The sequence below is a fragment of the Devosia sp. 2618 genome (assembly GCF_040546815.1).
Classification (GTDB): Bacteria; Pseudomonadota; Alphaproteobacteria; order Rhizobiales; family Devosiaceae; genus Devosia.
In genome coordinates, this window is record NZ_JBEPOO010000001.1 from 3,007,641 (window position 1) to 3,023,186 (window position 15,546).

Sequence of the window (15,546 nt, forward strand, 5' to 3'; positions counted from 1 at the left end):
TCGGATATCTCGAAAGCTATGCAATGTGTTAACCGCTGCGCGATTTCATTGCGCAGCAGGCATTTGACAAGGTTCAAGACCGCATGACCGATAGCTCCGTGCAACCGAAGAAGCTCAAGCTCTACGACCGACTGAAGCTGGCGACGCAACACAGGCTGGCAGAACCGATCCTGGCGCTGCTGTGCTTTCTCGAAGCAATGATCCTGCCGATCTTCCCGGAGATCATGCTGGCCCCGATGATCGTGGCCAACCGGATGCGCGCCTGGCGACTGGCCACCATCTGCACCATTTCGTCCGTGCTGGGCGGCCTTGCGGGCTATGCCATCGGCTATTTCCTGTTCGACACCGTCGGCAAGGCAATCATCGATTTTTATGGCGCGGGCGACGGCTTTGCATCGCTGACCAAGAGCTTTAACGACAACGGCCCGCTGATGGTGCTGATCGGGGCGGTTTCGCCCATCCCCTACAAGGTGATCACCATCACCAGCGGCGTGGCGGGGCTCGATCTCTGGACCTTCATTTTCTACGGGCTGATCGGGCGCGGCGCGCGCTATTTCATCCCCTGCGGGTTGTTCTATTTCTTCGGCCCAGCCGCCAACAAGTTCATCGAAAAGCACAAGGCGCTGGCCGGCTGGGGCATGCTGGTGCTGGTGATTGCGGGCTTTGCCATGGCGCCGCTGCTGTTCCCCAAATCGGGCGCAGAAGTGCAGGAAACCGTACAGGCGATTGACGAAGCAACGCCTGCCGATTTCTCGTTGCCACAGCTCTAAAACATTGCGACGACGCTATCCGGCCTAGGCCGGGTAGCGCTTTTTGAGGACGCCGTAGACAGCGCGAATGCCCTGATCGGTGCCGCCATGGGTGCGGCCGGGGCGAGGTTCGGGGGCCCAACCATAAATATCGAGATGGACCCAAGCCGCTGCATTGGCCACGAAGCGGCGCAGGAACAGGGCCGCCGTGATCGAGCCGGCAAAACCGCCTGAGCCGGCATTGTTCACGTCGGCGACTTTTGAACTCATCATCGAATCATAGGGCGACCACAGCGGCAGCTGCCACAGCGGGTCGTCCGAAACCGCCCCGGCATCCATCAGAGCGCGGGCGAGCCTATCGTCGGTGCTGTAGAGCGGCGGCAGATCGGGGCCGAGCGCGACGCGGGCTGCGCCGGTGAGCGTTGCCATATCAAGCAGCAGTTCGGGGCTTTCCTCATCAGCCAAAGCCAGGGCGTCGGCGAGTATCAGGCGGCCTTCGGCATCGGTATTGCCGATTTCGACGGTGATACCCTTGCGGGACTTAAGGATATCGCTGGGGCGGAAGGATGCGCCGGCGATGGCGTTTTCAACCATCGGGATCAGCACGCGGAGGCGCACCCGCAGCTTGGCCGAAACGATGGCGTGGGCCAGACCCAGAACGTTGGCCGCGCCGCCCATGTCCTTTTTCATCAGCAGCATGCCGGCAGAGGTCTTGATGTCGAGGCCACCGGTATCGAAGGTGACGCCCTTGCCGACGAGGGTGACTTTCGGATCGCCTTCCCTGCCCCAACTCAGATCAACCAGACGCGGCGCTTGCGCGCTGGCGCGGCCGACGGCGTGGATCATCGGGAAATTCTCGGTGAGAAGATCGTCGCCGCGCGTGACTTTGGCGGTCATGTTGCGGGCGTTGGCGAAGGCGAGGATTTCGGCCTCAAAGGCATCGGGGCCGAGTTCATTTGCGGGGGTATTGATCAGATCGCGGGCAAGGGTTGCAGCTTCGACCAGGCGGTCGACTTCGGCGGTGTCGGCGCCGTTGCAAGCGATCAGTGTTGGGGCGGGCTTGGCGTCCTTGAAGCGGTCAAAGCGGTAGGCGCCGAGGCGGAAGCCGACGGCGGCGAGCGTGGGGTCGCCGAGGGCGCCATCGAGGCGATAGGTGCCTGCGACAAGGGCTGCGCCGGCAAGACCCGTGACGAGTGCTGGGCGGCCTTCTGGAGCGCCGGTGCCGAAGAGATAAGCGCCGAGGCTGCCATCGGCTTCGGGAAGCGCCAGGAGGCGACCGCGCTGGCCGGTAAAGCCATTGGCCTCGGCCCAACGCTGGCGTGTTGCGCCCAAATTTGCCTCTGCGAGGCCGCCCTCTTGCACGCAAATGACGGGAATGATGGGGGCGTCGGACATGGCAAACCTCGGACTGTGATGGCGCCAGTTGTAGCGGGCGGCGGGGCTTGCGGCAACGCTGGCAGAGACAGCTTTAACCGGCTGTTAGGGTTAATGATTTATTGAGTGGAGGACGGTGCCGCCTGGCCCGAGGAGTCGCCCGTGACGTCGCTGAACAGCTTTTACAGACCCCTGCGGACGCTGATGTTGGCCGGCGTGGCTGTTGTGGCCATCAGCGGCTGCGCCCTCAATCGCGGCAGCATGCCCTCCCCCGACTATTCCGGCATGCCGGCTGGCCAAGGCCAGCAGAGCGTGGCCGAACTGACGGCGCGCTACAAAGCCAATCCCAAGGACAAGGTTGTCGCCATCCATTACGCCGCTGCCTTGCGCGCGGCCGGACAGAGCCAGCAGGCCGTGTCGGTGCTTGAAATCAGCATGGGTTTTTACCCGCGCGACGTCGATATCTCGGTGGCCTATGCCAAGGCCCTGACCGCCGAAGGGCGGTTTGAACAATCGCTGCAGCTGCTCGACAATGTGATCCGCCCGGAAGCGCCGGACTGGAATGCGCTCCTGGTCAAGGGCGCAACGCTCGACCAGCTGGGGCGCAATCAGGAAGCGCGGGCGATCTATGCGCAGGCGCAGGTCTATGCCCCGGGCGAGGCATCCATTGCCGCCAATATGGGTCTGAGCTTTGCCATGACCAATGAATTGCCGGCCGCCGAGCAGCATCTGCGCCGGGCCGTGCAGATGCGTGGCGCCACAAGCCAGATCCGCCAGAACCTGGCGCTGGTTGTGGGCCTACAGGGGCGGTTCGAAGAATGTCGCGCGCTCTATGCGGCCGAGCTGCCACCAGCGCAGGTCGAGAGCAACATGGCCTATGTGCGGGCCCTGCTGACCCAGCAGAACCGCTGGGATCTCATCGCCAAGAGCTGATCGCCGGGCCTCAAGGCTTTTGCATTTTCATTTGATGAATTGTCGTACCCGCGGCGGCAGGATTTCCCTTTGATGAAAGGGAGATTCCCGCTTTCGCGGGAACGACGTTGTGGGGTGCGGGTGTTGCCGTGTCGGGCTTAGTTGCCGCCGATGGTGCTGGCGACGGGGCCGCCGAAGACCTTGATCAGGGCTGGCGCAATGATCACGATGAACAGCACCGGCAGGAAGAACAGGATCAGCGGCACGGTGAGCTTTGGCGGCAGCGAGGCGGCCTTCTTTTCGGCTTCCATCATGCGGCCTTCGCGACCTTCTTCGGCCATGACGCGCAGCGCCTGACCGACGGAGGTGCCGTAACGGTCGGCCTGGATCAGGGCCGTCATCACCGAACGCACGCCATCAAGACCGGTACGACGACCGAGGTTTTCGTAAGCGCGGCCGCGATCTTCAAGGAATGACAGCTCGGCCGTGGTCAGCGTCAGTTCTTCGGCAAGAGCGGCGCTCTGCTGGCCGATTTCCTTGGCGACGCGCTTGAAGGCATGTTCGACCGACATACCGGCTTCAACGCACAGCAGCAGCAGATCGAGGCAATCGGGCCAGGCGCGCTTGATCGAGAACTGGCGCTTTTGCGTGGTGTTCTTGAGCATGACCACCGGCAGATAGGCGCCGACAATGCCCGCGCCGATCGAATAGGCGAGATTGAGATAAAGCGGACGGCCGCCCGGCGCCATGAAAATGGTGTAGAGCGCGGCGAGCAGGAAAACGCCCAATGGCGTGGCAAAGCGCATGAACAGGAAAGTGGTCAGGTGGCCCTGCCCGCGGAAGCCGGCCATCGCCAGCTTGTCGACGGTCGCGTCGTCCTGAAATGCCTTTTTGAGGTCGAAGCGATCGACCGTGTTCTTCATATAGGTCTTGGTTTCGGTGGCACGACGAATGCCGCGCCCTTCGGTGGCGCCACCGCCCCGCAGGCGCGCCATTTCCTCGGCGCGCATCTTTTCGCGCTCGAGGGCCACGCGCTTGATGCGCTGCTTCATCTCGGACTTGACGATGAAGGTTGAGCCGAAAGTGAACACCACAGCTGCCATCGAGACGGCAGCCAGAACGGCAATCAGGAAATCGCGCTGGGTCAGAAGTTGAACGATGTTCATCGCGTGGTGTTCCCTTGTCCGATCAGTAGTCGAACTGGATCATTCGGTTCATGACGAAAATGCCCATGCCCAGCATGAAGACACCGATACCGAGCCAGATATGACCCAGGGTGGTGGTAAAGAGCGGGGCCAGATAGGTCGGCGTCACGATACTGACCAGCGTACCCACGAAGAAGGGCAGCGAGCCGATAATACCGGCCGAGGCTTTGGCTTCGGACGACATGGCTTTGATCTTCTGCTTCATCTTCTTGCGGTTGCGCAGCACCTTGGCGAGGTTGCCCAGCGCTTCCGACAGGTTACCGCCGGCCTGCTGCTGCACTGTGATCACGACGACAAAGAAGTTCACTTCCGGCAGCGGCACGCGGTCGAGCATCACGGTGACCGCCTCAGTCATCGACATGCCGAAGGACTGCTGATCGAGCACGCGCTGGAACTCGGACTTGACCGGCTCCTTGGCATCCTTGGCGACGACGCGCATGGAATCGTTGAGCGGCAGACCGGTCTTGACGCCACGTACGATGGCTTCGACGGCGTTTGGCAGCTCGTCGAGGAACAGGCTCTGATACTTCTTGCGCTTGCGCTTGACCCAGAAGCGCGGCAGCAGATAGCCGGCCGCGACGCCGAAAACCGGCGCGAGGAAGATCGGCACCTGCACCACGATCAGCACGACAGTCACCACCGCACCGAAAATGATGCTGTTGCGGATGAACTTGGCTGGCTTGATGGTCATGCCGGCCTGGAAGATCAGCTGCGGCAGGGTAACGCGCTTTTTCTCGTTCAGCGCATTGTTCTGCGCCTTGAGAACCTGCTGCACGCTCTTGCGACGGTCATCGCGGGTGCGGGCGGCATTGGTTTCCATGCGGTTGGCGCGGATATCGCCCTGCAGCGCCTTCATGCGCTTCTGCGCCCGGCCGCTGCCACCAAGGGCAGACGGAACCAGAGCAAAACCCGCCGCGCCGACGGCGACCATGGCCAGGATGATGAGGAGGAATGTCGTCATCAGGAATCCAGGAGCTGAAGGTGTTCAGTATTGGACTTTTCGAGCGCTTCGACGAGGTTGGCTTCTTCGTTGAAGTAACGGGCGCGCTCGGCAAACTGTGGCTTGGTGATGCCGGTGGAACGGTGCTTGCCCATCAGCATGCCGTTGGCGTCTTCACCCAGAATGTCATAAACGAAGATGTCCTGCGTCACGATCACATCGCCTTCCATGCCCAGGATTTCGGTGATGTGGGTGATGCGGCGCGAACCATCACGCAGGCGGGCGGCCTGCACCACGACGTCGATGGACGACGTGATCATTTCGCGAATGGTGCGGCTTGGGAGGCTATAGCCGCCCATGGTGATCATGGATTCAAGACGGGAGAGGGCTTCGCGCGGGCTGTTGGCGTGGAGCGTGCCCATCGAGCCATCGTGACCCGTGTTCATGGCCTGGAGCAGATCGAAGCTCTCGGGGCCACGGACTTCGCCAACGATGATGCGTTCTGGACGCATACGCAGGCAGTTCTTGATGAGATCGCGCATCGTAATCTCGCCTTCGCCTTCCAGGTTTGGCGGGCGGGTTTCGAGGCGCACCACGTGCGGCTGCTGCAGCTGCAATTCAGCCGAGTCTTCGCAGGTGATGACGCGTTCGTCTTTTTCAATGAAGGCGGTGAGGCAGTTGAGCAGCGTGGTCTTGCCCGAACCGGTACCGCCCGAAATCAGCACATTTGCGCGCACGCGGCCCAGGATGCGCAGCACTTCGGCACCTTCAGGCGAGATGGAATTGTATTTGACCAGCTGCTGGAGGGTCAGCTTGTCCTTCTTGAACTTACGAATGGTGAGCGTTGCGCCATCGATCGACAGCGGCGGGGCAATGACGTTGACGCGCGAACCATCTGGCAGACGGGCGTCGCAGATGGGGGAGCTTTCATCGACGCGGCGGCCGACCTGGCTCACGATGCGCTGGCAGACGTTCATCAGATGCGCATCGTCGCGGAAGCGCACATTGGTCAGGCGCACCTTGCCGGCGACTTCGATGTAGCACTTCTGGGAGCCGTTCACCATGATATCGGCGATGTCGTCGCGCGCCAGCAGCGGCTCAAGCGGACCATAGCCGAGCACGTCGTTGCAGATGTCTTCAAGCAGGTCTTCCTGCTCGGAAATCGACATGATGATCGACTTGAGCGCGATGATTTCAGCGACGATGTCGCGGATTTCTTCGCGAGCGGCTTGCTGGTCCATACTGGCCAGCTGGCTGAGATCGATGGAGTCGATCAGGGCATTGAAAATGGCCGACTTGGTGAGGAAGTATTCCTTATCGCGCGCGGCATCGGCCGGGGCGCGGACATCGACAACCTCGTCGCCACTGCGCATGCGCGCAGCCATGGCGTCGCCATCGGCGGCACGTCTGGACGGCGCAGGGGCTTCGGCACGCGGCGGGGGGCTGGCAACCGGGCGCGCAATCTCGCTGACGCCTGGAGTGTTGCCGCCGAAGGATGTGCGCTTACCAAACATGGTCGTCCTACCGTTCTAGTTGGCCCGAAACAGACGTATCGGAGCCTCAGGCCCGCTTCTTGAGGAAGGCGGGCAGTTTCATCAGGCTGGCTGTCTTGCTGCTATTGCTTGCGGCCTGTCGCCCGGTCACATGCATGCCGATATTGCGATAAACTTCGTTGATCTTGTTGCTCGCCGCGACCTCGGCGATCATCTGCCCGTTGTTGGCAGCGGTGCCGAAAAGAGCCGCATCGAAGGGGATCTGGCCGAGCAGCTGGCATTCGATCGAAGAGGCAAATTCGCCGGTGTTGATTTCGGGGCGGCGTGGCATGCCGACCTTGTTGAGCACCAGCGATGGCGCCTTTTCGGCCGGACGCAGCGCGCGCACGGTGTCGGCAATGTTTTTGGCATTGCGCAGGTTGGCCAGATCAGGCTCGGCGACGATCACGACCTCATCGACAGTCGCCAGCGTCTGGCGAATCCAGGCGTTCCAGGCGTGCGGAATATCGAGCGCCACAAAGGGCATGGTGTTCTGGCACATCTCAAGGATCTGCTCGAACTCGCGCTCGTTGAAATCGTAGGTACGATCCAGCGTCACCGGGGCGGCCAGCAGGTTGATGTGGTTGGCCGCCTTGCTCATCAGGCGGTCCAGCATGGTCTGGTCGACCTTCTGGTTGACCGAAAGTGCATCGATCAGGCCGTGTGGCGGGTCCTGATTGAAGTTGAGGCCCGCAGTACCGAAGGCCAGATCCATATCAAGGATCAGGCTATCCTGACGGAGCGTGGTCGCGATGGCCCAGGCCACGTTGTGCGCGACAGTCGAGCTGCCGGCGCCGCCCTTGGCGGAGACAAAGCCGACCGTGCGCCCGATCGGGGCGGAATTTTCCGAAGCAAATAGGTCGGTGATGGCACTGACGATCTGCTGGGCCGTTGCCGGCAGCACGATGTATTCTGAAATGCCGGAGCGGATCAGTTCGCGATAGAGCAGCACGTCATTGACGTGGCCGAGCACGACGACGCGGGTCGAGGCATCGCAGACTTCAGCGAGACGCTCGAGCGCGGACGCGATCTCGCTGGTTGGCAGCGAGGTTTCGACAATGATCAGGTTGGGCGTCGGGTTGGACTTGTAGGTCTCCACCGCACCCTCGATGCCGCCATTGTGAGTGGTCAGCGCCACCTTGGACATGCGGCGATCATGGATCGCGCTTTCGACCAGTTGGGCGGTCTGGGAATGCTCGCAGAACGCCTGAATGGTGATGCGCGGAATGAGGCGCGCACCGCCGACGATGTCGGCTGCGGCTTCTTCAACCACTGCGGGTTCGGATGACAGGAAACTCATAGACAAACTCCCAAGACGGCCAGTCTCAATCTAGGACGAAACCAACCGAACCGCTAAAACCGCCACGCATCGCGCCGGTGCTGCCAACGCCGTAGATATTTTCGAGACGTCCGAGGAAAATCCCTTCGGCATCGCTGGCCACGGCCGACCGATCCGTCGGCACTTCGATCGAATTGACCGGGCTTGGATTGACCAGATATGGCGTGACCAGGATCACCAGTTCGGTCTGCTGGGTCTGGAAATCGCGCGAGCGGAACAGAGCACCAAGGATCGGGATATTGCCCAGGCCCGGCATCTGGTTGATCTGCTGACGGGACGTTTCCTGCAGCAGGCCGCCGATGGCCAGGGTGGTTCCAGCTGCCAGCTCGACCGAGGTATTGGCCTGGCGGCGGGTCAGCGAGCCATCCGACTGCGGATCAGACACAGATGTGTCGATCGTGATGGCGATCGTGCCGTTGGACTTGACCACTGGGGTAAAGCTCAGCTCGACGCCGTATGGCTTGAACTCCACCGTGCGGTTGTTGGGGTTGTTCGAATCGAACGTATAGTAGGGCAGCTCGCCACCAGCCAGGAACTTGGCTGGCTGGCCAGAAATGGCGGTGAGCGTAGGCTGCGCCAGAACACGCAGGCCACCGCGCGTTTCGAGCGCCCGGATGGCCGCGTCGATCTGCAGATTGCCAATACCGAACTTGCCGGTAGCGTCATTGGTGGTGAAGCCGGCGCCCGTGGCGACGTTGTTGAAGCCAAAGTTGGCGTTGCCGACGCTGAGCGTACCCGACAGATTGATGCCGAGCTGCTTGGCCACATCGCGCTTCACTTCCGACACGGTGACCTGCAGCATGACCTGCTGAGAACCCTTGACGTCGATGATATTTGCGACGTTTCTCTCATCGCCGGCGAATTGAACGGCTACGGCCGTGGCACGGGCGCTATCTTCGCCGGACAAGACAGTACCGGTCAGCACGACGCGATTGGTATTGCCACCCAGCGTGACCGATTCAACGCGGATATTGGAACCGGGAATAACGCGCGCCAGGGCGAGTTCAAGAGCGTTGCCGACCTGGGAGGGCTCCTCCATCACCTTGACGTCGAGCACGGCAATAGTGCGGCCCTGATCGTCGAGGAAGAAGATATTGGTGTCGCCACCGGTAATGCCTTGAACCAGCGCCCGGGTGCGGCTGCGCATGATGGCTGCCGCGACGTTGGGCTGGGACACGATGACTTCGGCTGCGCCTGCAGGCAGGTCGACCAGCACGGTCTTGTTGAGATGGATTTCAACCCGACGGGTCGCACCATAGGAGGCTGACGAAATCGTCACCTGCGTTTCCTGGGCGTATGCGGGCAGGCTGGGCAGCGCAAAAAGGGTCGCCAGAACGGTGACGGCCAGTGTCGCAGCGGCGTGGCGGCGGAAAGTGCTGAGTTGTGCGATCATGATCATCTCCGCCCTACTCGGGCACCACCTGGGGATCGACAGTTGCCAGACCCTGGTACACATTGTTTGTCTGATGGGTGTCGGCGTAGGGCTCGGGGGTTGCGGCCGCGTTCACGACCGGGATTCCCAGAGCGGAATTGGAGCCAGCCATGATCGACTCGTCGCGGCCGAAACGGATCAGACGGACCGTCTGATTTGCGTTGGGGGTCTGCGCCGTAATCGTTTCGTTGAAATCGACGACCGAGCGCAGCGTCAGGCTGAGCTGGCCGAGCGTCGATGCATTGATCAGCTTGTCAGCCTGGGATGGGTTGAGCTCAAGCGTTGCAATGGTCGAGTTGTCGAAGGTCACCGGGGTCGGCCCTGGCGAGTTTGGATCTTCCTGACCGCCGCTTGCGCCCATTTCACCCAGACGCGTGCCAATGGCGAGAACGCGGACATTGGCGAGAATGACTTCGGAATGCTGACCGGCCGTCGACTGGGTGGTCAGCACGACGTCGACGTGATCGTTGGGCACCACAAAACCGCCGGCGCTCGATACGGCGGTGACGCCAACAGAGACGCCGCGCATGCCCTGCGACAGGACCGCGGACAGATAACCCTGATCGGAGCGTACGAGCTTGGCTTCGCGGATCGGCTCGCCGGGGAAGAATTCAAAGCGGGCAACAGAGCCCTTGAGCTGCTCGGGTGCATCGGGCAGCGCGGAAATGGTCACATATTCGGAGCGAATGGCGCCTTCTGGCCAATCCTGCCACTCGACGTTTGACGGCCCGAGCCGCTCACCCATGCCGATTGGTGTCTTAGCGACGAGAATCTTTGTGCTGGTTTCCCGGACATATTCGGTCTGGGCCACTGCCGGAGCATCACCGCCGCCACGCGTAACCAGAAAGGCCGCAAGGCCACCAGCGACCAGCGCCACAAGCAACAGTATCAAACGCGCCGGTTTCATGACTCACTCCGGTTGCACTCGGGCATAACAAGCCCAGTTCCACGGCGTGAACTTTGCACCCAAAGGGTCAAAGTTTGGTTAACCGGGTCTTTGCGACTTCAGTTAACAAGATATAAATTTCAGCTGATTTTGATCATATGCAGTAGAGCAATAAAAAATGGCCCAGTATTGGGCCATTCAATTCTTCCAGAGTGTCGGTCGGTTATCAGGCAGCGAGCCGCTCGAATATTGGCGAGCTGGCATAGGTCATCATGCCGGCGATGGCCAAGGCGATACCGTAGGGTACGCCCGACTTGGGGTTGTAGAGGCGCTCGAGCCACACATAGCGCATCAGCATCGGCGTCATGGGCAGGCGGCGCAGAGCCAGGATGATCAGCGTCAGCAGACCGCCGAGCAGAGCGGCATATACCAGATAAGGCAGGGTGAGGCCAAAACCGAGCCAGAGCGCAGTTGCCGCGGCGAGCTTGGCGTCGCCACCACCCACCCAGCGCAGGGCGAAGAACACGAAGCCGACGGCCAATACAGTCAAGGCACACACGATGTGCATGGCAAATTGCTGCAGTGGCAGGTTGATCGCCATCGCCACGATGCAGAACGCAACGACGAGAAGCAGAACGAGTTTGTTGGAAATCCGCATCGTCAAAAGATCGGACGACGCCGCAAAGGCCATGCCAAGGGGAAAGAGGAACAGCGCAATAGTGGACATTCTCGGTACTCCCGTCAGCAAGAAGGCTGGCGCCGCCAGTGTGCCAATGCGCAGTTAAGAAAGCTCAAATAAAAAGGGAGGAGCAAACTGCTCCTCCCCATACCTAGACAAGTCGCACAACTTAGGTGGTTGGCGTCTTTGCCTTGAGGGTGGTGCCGAGGTAGTTGAAGAGGTTACCAAGGTTGCCACCGAGAGTGGTTGCAGCGGCAATGATGCCGACAGAGATCAGAGCGGCGATAAGGCCGTATTCAATTGCGGTTGCGCCGGACTCGTCCTTGGCGAAACGTGCGAAGATGTTCATTCCCAGGCTCCATTTTTATCTGCGCCATTTGCTGGCGCTCATCGTCCGACACGTCACACATCGAACATGTATGAAACTAACTTTGACCTGTTGAGATTGAGTTAATTGGAACGCGAGAACTGACAAAGATCGACGCGCTTTTTACTATGCTAATCAGAGTGTTAACGCGATCGATTGCATTTTACGGAACAACCCTGGAGCGCTCTATATTATATATAAGGCAGCTTTTATGGCGCATCCGAGCCGACAACTCCGAATGAATTTCCACGACGCTATGTTACTTGGTTAAATTCTTGATATCGAGCCTCACTGTCTTTGAAGAGGTCGTTTGCCAATTATAAACCATTCGCGCTGAAAATAGGGACATCGCGTATCAGTACCGCCGGATATCATCATGCGTCCCATGCTCACCGCCGCCTTCGCCTTCAGCCTCATGCTGGCATCGAGCCTGGCGCCAGCTACGGTCTTTGCGGCGGATGGCGCGATCAACGTCAACGTCAACATGGCGCGCATCCTGCGCATCAATGCGGCGGCGGCAACGGTGATCATCGGCAATCCCGGCATTGCCGACGTAACCATTCAGGACCCACAGACGCTGGTGCTGACTGGCAAGAGCTTTGGCCAGACTAATCTCATCGTGCTTGACAATAACGGCAACCCGATCGCCGATACCATGATCGAAGTGGTTCAGATGCAGGCGGGCACCGTGACGGTATTCCAGGGACAGGCGCGGACCAGCTTGTCCTGCGCGCCAACCTGCCAGGCCGTGGTGATGATGGGCGACGACACCGATTTCTCTGCCAAGGCCGTGGCATCGTCCCAGATCATTCAGCAGCTCGGCAACTAAGCTGCATCTTCTGCAATGACTCCGGGCGACTACTTACCAAGGCCGTCCATACTCCTTTAACCACCATAGTATTTGCAGACTATTGAAAGCCGATTCCTAACTTTCGATTAGCCAAGGCGGGTTAGCGTCCGTCCATTGCTATAGAGCGTGGATCATGGCTGGAAAGATTGCATCACTAATCGGACGCGCCGTGCTGCCTCGGCGGCGCAGCTTCGTACGCGATGAACGTGGCGTCACCGCTATCGAGTTTGGCATTCTGGCGCTGCCATTCTTTTCCATTCTCGGCGCGATTTTTGAAACCTCGATGGTTTTTCTGTCGGGTCAGATTCTCGAAAGCGCAGTGCAGGACGCCAGCCGGGCTATCCGCACCGGACAGGCTCAGGCCGCCAGCATGAACTTGAACGACTTCCGCAGCCAGGTCTGCAATAGACTTTACGGACTGTTTTCAGACTGCAGCGGACTGCATGTCGAAGTGCAGGTTCTTGGCAAATTCAATGCCGCATCGATCAGCCCACCGGTCGACTGGACGTGCAAAACCAATTGCGGCTGGAGCAGGCCAGACAGCTTCACCCCCGGCCTGACCTCAAGCATCATGCTGGTTCAGGTCTACTACAAATGGCCGACCGTCATGCCCACGATCGGCATGAGCCTCGCTGACCTGCCAGAGGGCAAGCGCCTTCTAGGCGCGGCTGCCGTGTTCAAGAACGAGCCCTTCTGATGAAAGTGTTGTGGCGGACATTTATTGAACGCGTGCGTCAGTTCACCTTCGTTCAGGAGGGGGTGGCAGCGGTAGAATTTGCGCTGATCCTGCCAGTCATGCTGTTTGTCTACATTGGCTCTGTAGAAGCGAGCGCGCTGATCACCATGGATCGGCGGATGCAGACCATTGCCGGTACAGTGGGCGATCTGGTGGCGCGCTCGGAAACCAGTATCGATACTGCTACGCTGCAGGACTATTTCCTGGCGTCCGGTGGGATCATGACCCCCTACCCCTCCACCGACCTCAAGCAGATCGTGACGCAGGTGCTGGTCAAGACCAACGGCACTGCAGAAGTGGTCTGGTCACGCGAATATTCCGGGGGCAAAATGACCACTCCTTCGGCCTATCCGAAGGGCATCGCGTACACACTTCCCAAGGAAATGGTGGAGATTGCGCGCGGCCAGTACGTTATCGTCTCGCAGGCGAGCTACAACTATCTGCCGCTTTATGGCATCGTCTTTGAAAAGAAGATCCAGCTGGCGCGCGAGAACTACTTCATCCCCCGTTTCCGGCGCGTCATCGATATCAAATAGGCTGCTTGCGCGCCTGTGGTGCGCATGTCAAAAGCCGTGATCTCCCTATATGATCGGCGGCATATCTCATGAGCGATACACTTGTTCCCGTATTCGACCTTGGCGGCGTTTTCGTCGACTGGAACCCGATGTATCTGTTCCGCAAGCTCTTCGAGACCGAAGAAGATGCGCTGTGGTTTCACCAGAATATCTGCACGCTGGACTGGAACCTCGAATTTGACGCCGGCGAGATCTATTCCGAGGGCGTGGCCAAGCTGATCACCCGCTTCCCCAAGTATTGGCGCGAAATTCAGGCGTTTGACTCGCGTTGGAAAGAAACGCTAGGCGGCTTCATTCAGGGCACGATCGACATCCATGACGAGTTGATCGAACAGGAAGTGCCAACCTTTGCCATCACCAACTTCTCCTGGGAGAAGTGGGTCAGCTGCCTCGGCGAATGGCCATTCCTTGAAAAGTTCGATGGCGTGGTTGTGTCTGGCCTTGAAGGCCTGGTGAAGCCTGATCCACGGCTTTATCGCGTGTTCTGCGAACGCTATGGCATGTCGCCTGAAAGCTGCGTCTTCATCGACGACAACGAGGCCAATATTGTTGCCGCCCGCAAGTTCGGCATGCACGCCATCCACTTCACCGACCCGGCCAGCCTGCGCAAGGAACTGATCGCGCTCGGCCTGCCGCTGCAGGCCCGCTAAGAGTAATTACACTTCTCCCTTCGGGGAGAGGTTTTCTACCGGTGATGGGGGCATTGCCGCATTCGGTGAAGGCCCCTCACCCGACCCGAAGGGTCGACCTCTCCCCCGAAGGGAGAGGTGAAGAGGGCTTAGCGGAAGCGACCGCCTTGCTGGATGACTTCGATCTTGTAGCCATCGGGGTCAGTGGCGAAGAAGAACTGGGCGACCGGGGTGTCGCCGTTCTTGAAATCGACCAGCTTGCCGACCGTCAGGCCCTCAGCTGAAAAGCGGGCATATTCGGCTTCCACGTCATCGACAACCACCGCCAGATGGCCATAGCCGTCGCCCAGATTGTAGGGCTCGGTGCGGCCGTGATTGATGGTCAGTTCCAGCTCGAAAGCGCCGGTGTCGTTGGCCAGATAGACCAACGTAAAATCGGCGAAGGCGAGCCGATCGACGATTTCGAGACCGAAGGCGCGGCGGTAATAGTCGACGGAGCGTTCTTCATCGATGACGCGGATCATCGAGTGGACGAGCTTGGCCATGGGTGCCTCTTGTTTAATAACGTGGTGGCGCTGAGAGATGCGGACATGGATTCCGGCCTTCGCCGGAATGACTCCCCGTTTTGGGAGACCGCTGGACGAGCGCAGCGAGGACCCCGCGCGTGGCGCGCCCCGTCTGGAGCGCGACCAGCGCGTGAAGACTTATTTCGTGCCGTACATGCGGTCGCCGGCGTCGCCGAGGCCGGGGATGATGTAGCCCTTCTCGTTGAGGTGGCTATCAATCGCCGCTGTATAAACCGGAACGTCAGGATGCGCGTCGGTGAAGCGCTTGACGCCTTCCGGTGCGGCCAGCAGGCAGAGGAAGCGGATATTGTTGGCGCCGAGTTGCTTGAGCTTGTCGATGGCGACGGTCGCCGAGTTGGCGGTGGCCAGCATTGGGTCGACCACGATGATCAGACGATCTTCGAGGTTTGACGGCGCCTTGAAGTAATATTCGACCGGCTCAAGTGTTTCGTGATCGCGATACATGCCGATATGGGCGACGCGGGCGGCGGGCACCAGATCGAGCATGCCATCAAGCAGGCCATTGCCGGCACGCAGGATGGAGGCGAAAACCAGCTTCTTGCCCTTGATGGCAGGCGACTTCATCGGCGCCATTGGCGTCTCGATGTCGATCATTTCGAGCTCGAGATCGCGGGTCACTTCATAGCACATCAGATGCGCGATCTCGCGCAGCAGGCGACGGAAACCCGCGATTGAGGTCTCCTTGTTGCGCATGATGGTGAGTTTGTGCTGGATCAGCGGGTGATCGATGACGGTTACATTGCTCATTGGGACC

General features: G+C 60.0%; 17 protein-coding genes. 6 read left to right on the forward strand and 11 right to left on the reverse strand.

All coding sequences use genetic code 11. The features are described 5' to 3' along the window. Positions 1-83: 83 nt before the first annotated feature. Positions 84-770, forward strand: a complete 687-nt coding sequence (locus tag ABIE28_RS14950) for a YqaA family protein (RefSeq protein ID WP_354064258.1) — start codon at positions 84-86, stop codon at positions 768-770. Between the two features lie 24 nt (positions 771-794). Here the strand turns inward: ABIE28_RS14950 and ABIE28_RS14955 are convergent, their stop codons facing one another. After that, the gene (locus ABIE28_RS14955; RefSeq protein WP_354064260.1) at positions 795-2,144 is read right to left on the reverse strand and encodes a leucyl aminopeptidase family protein; all 1,350 of its coding nucleotides are present in this window, start codon (positions 2,142-2,144) and stop codon (positions 795-797) included. Between the two features lie 141 nt (positions 2,145-2,285). On the opposite strand from ABIE28_RS14955, the gene ABIE28_RS14960 reads away from it, so the two are divergent. Beyond that, positions 2,286-3,056 (forward strand): tetratricopeptide repeat protein, encoded by a 771-nt coding sequence (locus ABIE28_RS14960; RefSeq protein WP_354064262.1) that lies wholly within the window; start codon positions 2,286-2,288, stop codon positions 3,054-3,056. A 137-nt stretch (positions 3,057-3,193) separates the two neighbouring features. Here ABIE28_RS14960 and ABIE28_RS14965 read toward each other — a convergent pair whose 3' ends face one another. The 8 genes from ABIE28_RS14965 to ABIE28_RS15000 all read right to left on the reverse strand — a co-directional run bounded on the left by ABIE28_RS14965 (position 3,194) and on the right by ABIE28_RS15000 (position 11,397). Beyond that, complete coding sequence (locus ABIE28_RS14965) at positions 3,194-4,201, reverse strand: type II secretion system F family protein (protein ID WP_354064264.1); 1,008 nt, start codon at positions 4,199-4,201, stop codon at positions 3,194-3,196. A 22-nt stretch (positions 4,202-4,223) separates the two neighbouring features. Continuing rightward, positions 4,224-5,201, reverse strand: coding sequence for a type II secretion system F family protein (locus ABIE28_RS14970; RefSeq protein WP_354064266.1), 978 nt, complete (start codon positions 5,199-5,201; stop codon positions 4,224-4,226). Next, positions 5,201-6,694, reverse strand: coding sequence for a TadA family conjugal transfer-associated ATPase (locus ABIE28_RS14975; RefSeq protein ID WP_354064268.1), 1,494 nt, complete (start codon positions 6,692-6,694; stop codon positions 5,201-5,203). Before ABIE28_RS14975 ends, ABIE28_RS14970 begins: the two co-directional genes overlap by 1 nt. Positions 6,695-6,740: 46 nt before the next feature. Beyond that, a complete protein-coding gene (locus ABIE28_RS14980) occupies positions 6,741-8,012 on the reverse strand; it encodes a CpaE/TadZ family protein (protein WP_354064270.1) in 1,272 nt (423 codons plus the stop codon). A gap of 25 nt (positions 8,013-8,037) precedes the next feature. Next, positions 8,038-9,444, reverse strand: a complete 1,407-nt coding sequence (locus ABIE28_RS14985; protein ID WP_354064272.1) for a type II and III secretion system protein family protein — start codon at positions 9,442-9,444, stop codon at positions 8,038-8,040. 13 nt (positions 9,445-9,457) lie between these two features. Further along, positions 9,458-10,390 (reverse strand): Flp pilus assembly protein CpaB, encoded by a 933-nt coding sequence (gene cpaB, locus ABIE28_RS14990; RefSeq protein ID WP_354064274.1) that lies wholly within the window; start codon positions 10,388-10,390, stop codon positions 9,458-9,460. Positions 10,391-10,595: 205 nt separating this feature from the next. After that, a complete protein-coding gene (locus ABIE28_RS14995; protein ID WP_354064276.1) occupies positions 10,596-11,096 on the reverse strand; it encodes an A24 family peptidase in 501 nt (166 codons plus the stop codon). A gap of 121 nt (positions 11,097-11,217) precedes the next feature. After that, complete coding sequence (locus ABIE28_RS15000) at positions 11,218-11,397, reverse strand: Flp family type IVb pilin (RefSeq protein ID WP_354064278.1); 180 nt, start codon at positions 11,395-11,397, stop codon at positions 11,218-11,220. Between the two features lie 394 nt (positions 11,398-11,791). Here ABIE28_RS15000 and ABIE28_RS15005 point away from each other — a divergent pair, with 394 nt between their 5' ends. From ABIE28_RS15005 to ABIE28_RS15020, 4 genes are all read left to right on the forward strand, one after another. Further along, positions 11,792-12,244, forward strand: a complete 453-nt coding sequence (locus tag ABIE28_RS15005; RefSeq protein WP_354064280.1) for a pilus assembly protein N-terminal domain-containing protein — start codon at positions 11,792-11,794, stop codon at positions 12,242-12,244. 154 nt (positions 12,245-12,398) lie between these two features. Next, a complete protein-coding gene (locus ABIE28_RS15010; RefSeq protein WP_354064282.1) occupies positions 12,399-12,962 on the forward strand; it encodes a TadE/TadG family type IV pilus assembly protein in 564 nt (187 codons plus the stop codon). Further along, a complete protein-coding gene (locus tag ABIE28_RS15015; RefSeq protein WP_354064283.1) occupies positions 12,962-13,537 on the forward strand; it encodes a TadE/TadG family type IV pilus assembly protein in 576 nt (191 codons plus the stop codon). The genes ABIE28_RS15010 and ABIE28_RS15015 overlap by 1 nt, the downstream gene beginning before the upstream one ends. A gap of 68 nt (positions 13,538-13,605) precedes the next feature. Next, positions 13,606-14,226, forward strand: a complete 621-nt coding sequence (locus ABIE28_RS15020; protein ID WP_354064285.1) for an HAD family hydrolase — start codon at positions 13,606-13,608, stop codon at positions 14,224-14,226. Between the two features lie 128 nt (positions 14,227-14,354). Here ABIE28_RS15020 and ABIE28_RS15025 read toward each other — a convergent pair whose 3' ends face one another. Together ABIE28_RS15025 and upp are read right to left on the reverse strand one after the other, a co-directional pair. Next, positions 14,355-14,750, reverse strand: coding sequence for a VOC family protein (locus ABIE28_RS15025; RefSeq protein ID WP_354064287.1), 396 nt, complete (start codon positions 14,748-14,750; stop codon positions 14,355-14,357). A gap of 159 nt (positions 14,751-14,909) precedes the next feature. Further along, on the reverse strand, positions 14,910-15,539 hold the full coding sequence (upp, locus tag ABIE28_RS15030; RefSeq protein WP_354064289.1) for a uracil phosphoribosyltransferase: 630 nt from the start codon (positions 15,537-15,539) through the stop codon (positions 14,910-14,912). Positions 15,540-15,546 lie beyond the last annotated feature (7 nt).

Coding starts and splice junctions, on each gene's coding strand:
- ABIE28_RS15000 (WP_354064278.1), bottom strand. CDS start 11,397: ATGAACATCTTCGCACGTTTCGCCAAGGACGAGTCCGGCGCAACCGCA.
- ABIE28_RS15010 (WP_354064282.1), top strand. CDS start 12,399: ATGGCTGGAAAGATTGCATCACTAATCGGACGCGCCGTGCTGCCTCGG.
- ABIE28_RS14970 (WP_354064266.1), bottom strand. CDS start 5,201: ATGACGACATTCCTCCTCATCATCCTGGCCATGGTCGCCGTCGGCGCG.
- ABIE28_RS15005 (WP_354064280.1), top strand. CDS start 11,792: ATGCGTCCCATGCTCACCGCCGCCTTCGCCTTCAGCCTCATGCTGGCA.
- ABIE28_RS15015 (WP_354064283.1), top strand. CDS start 12,962: ATGAAAGTGTTGTGGCGGACATTTATTGAACGCGTGCGTCAGTTCACC.
- ABIE28_RS14975 (WP_354064268.1), bottom strand. CDS start 6,694: ATGTTTGGTAAGCGCACATCCTTCGGCGGCAACACTCCAGGCGTCAGC.
- ABIE28_RS15025 (WP_354064287.1), bottom strand. CDS start 14,750: ATGGCCAAGCTCGTCCACTCGATGATCCGCGTCATCGATGAAGAACGC.
- ABIE28_RS14985 (WP_354064272.1), bottom strand. CDS start 9,444: ATGATCGCACAACTCAGCACTTTCCGCCGCCACGCCGCTGCGACACTG.
- ABIE28_RS14995 (WP_354064276.1), bottom strand. CDS start 11,096: ATGTCCACTATTGCGCTGTTCCTCTTTCCCCTTGGCATGGCCTTTGCG.
- ABIE28_RS14950 (WP_354064258.1), top strand. CDS start 84: ATGACCGATAGCTCCGTGCAACCGAAGAAGCTCAAGCTCTACGACCGA.
- upp (WP_354064289.1), bottom strand. CDS start 15,539: ATGAGCAATGTAACCGTCATCGATCACCCGCTGATCCAGCACAAACTC.
- cpaB (WP_354064274.1), bottom strand. CDS start 10,390: ATGAAACCGGCGCGTTTGATACTGTTGCTTGTGGCGCTGGTCGCTGGT.
- ABIE28_RS14955 (WP_354064260.1), bottom strand. CDS start 2,144: ATGTCCGACGCCCCCATCATTCCCGTCATTTGCGTGCAAGAGGGCGGC.
- ABIE28_RS15020 (WP_354064285.1), top strand. CDS start 13,606: ATGAGCGATACACTTGTTCCCGTATTCGACCTTGGCGGCGTTTTCGTC.
- ABIE28_RS14965 (WP_354064264.1), bottom strand. CDS start 4,201: ATGAACATCGTTCAACTTCTGACCCAGCGCGATTTCCTGATTGCCGTT.
- ABIE28_RS14980 (WP_354064270.1), bottom strand. CDS start 8,012: ATGAGTTTCCTGTCATCCGAACCCGCAGTGGTTGAAGAAGCCGCAGCC.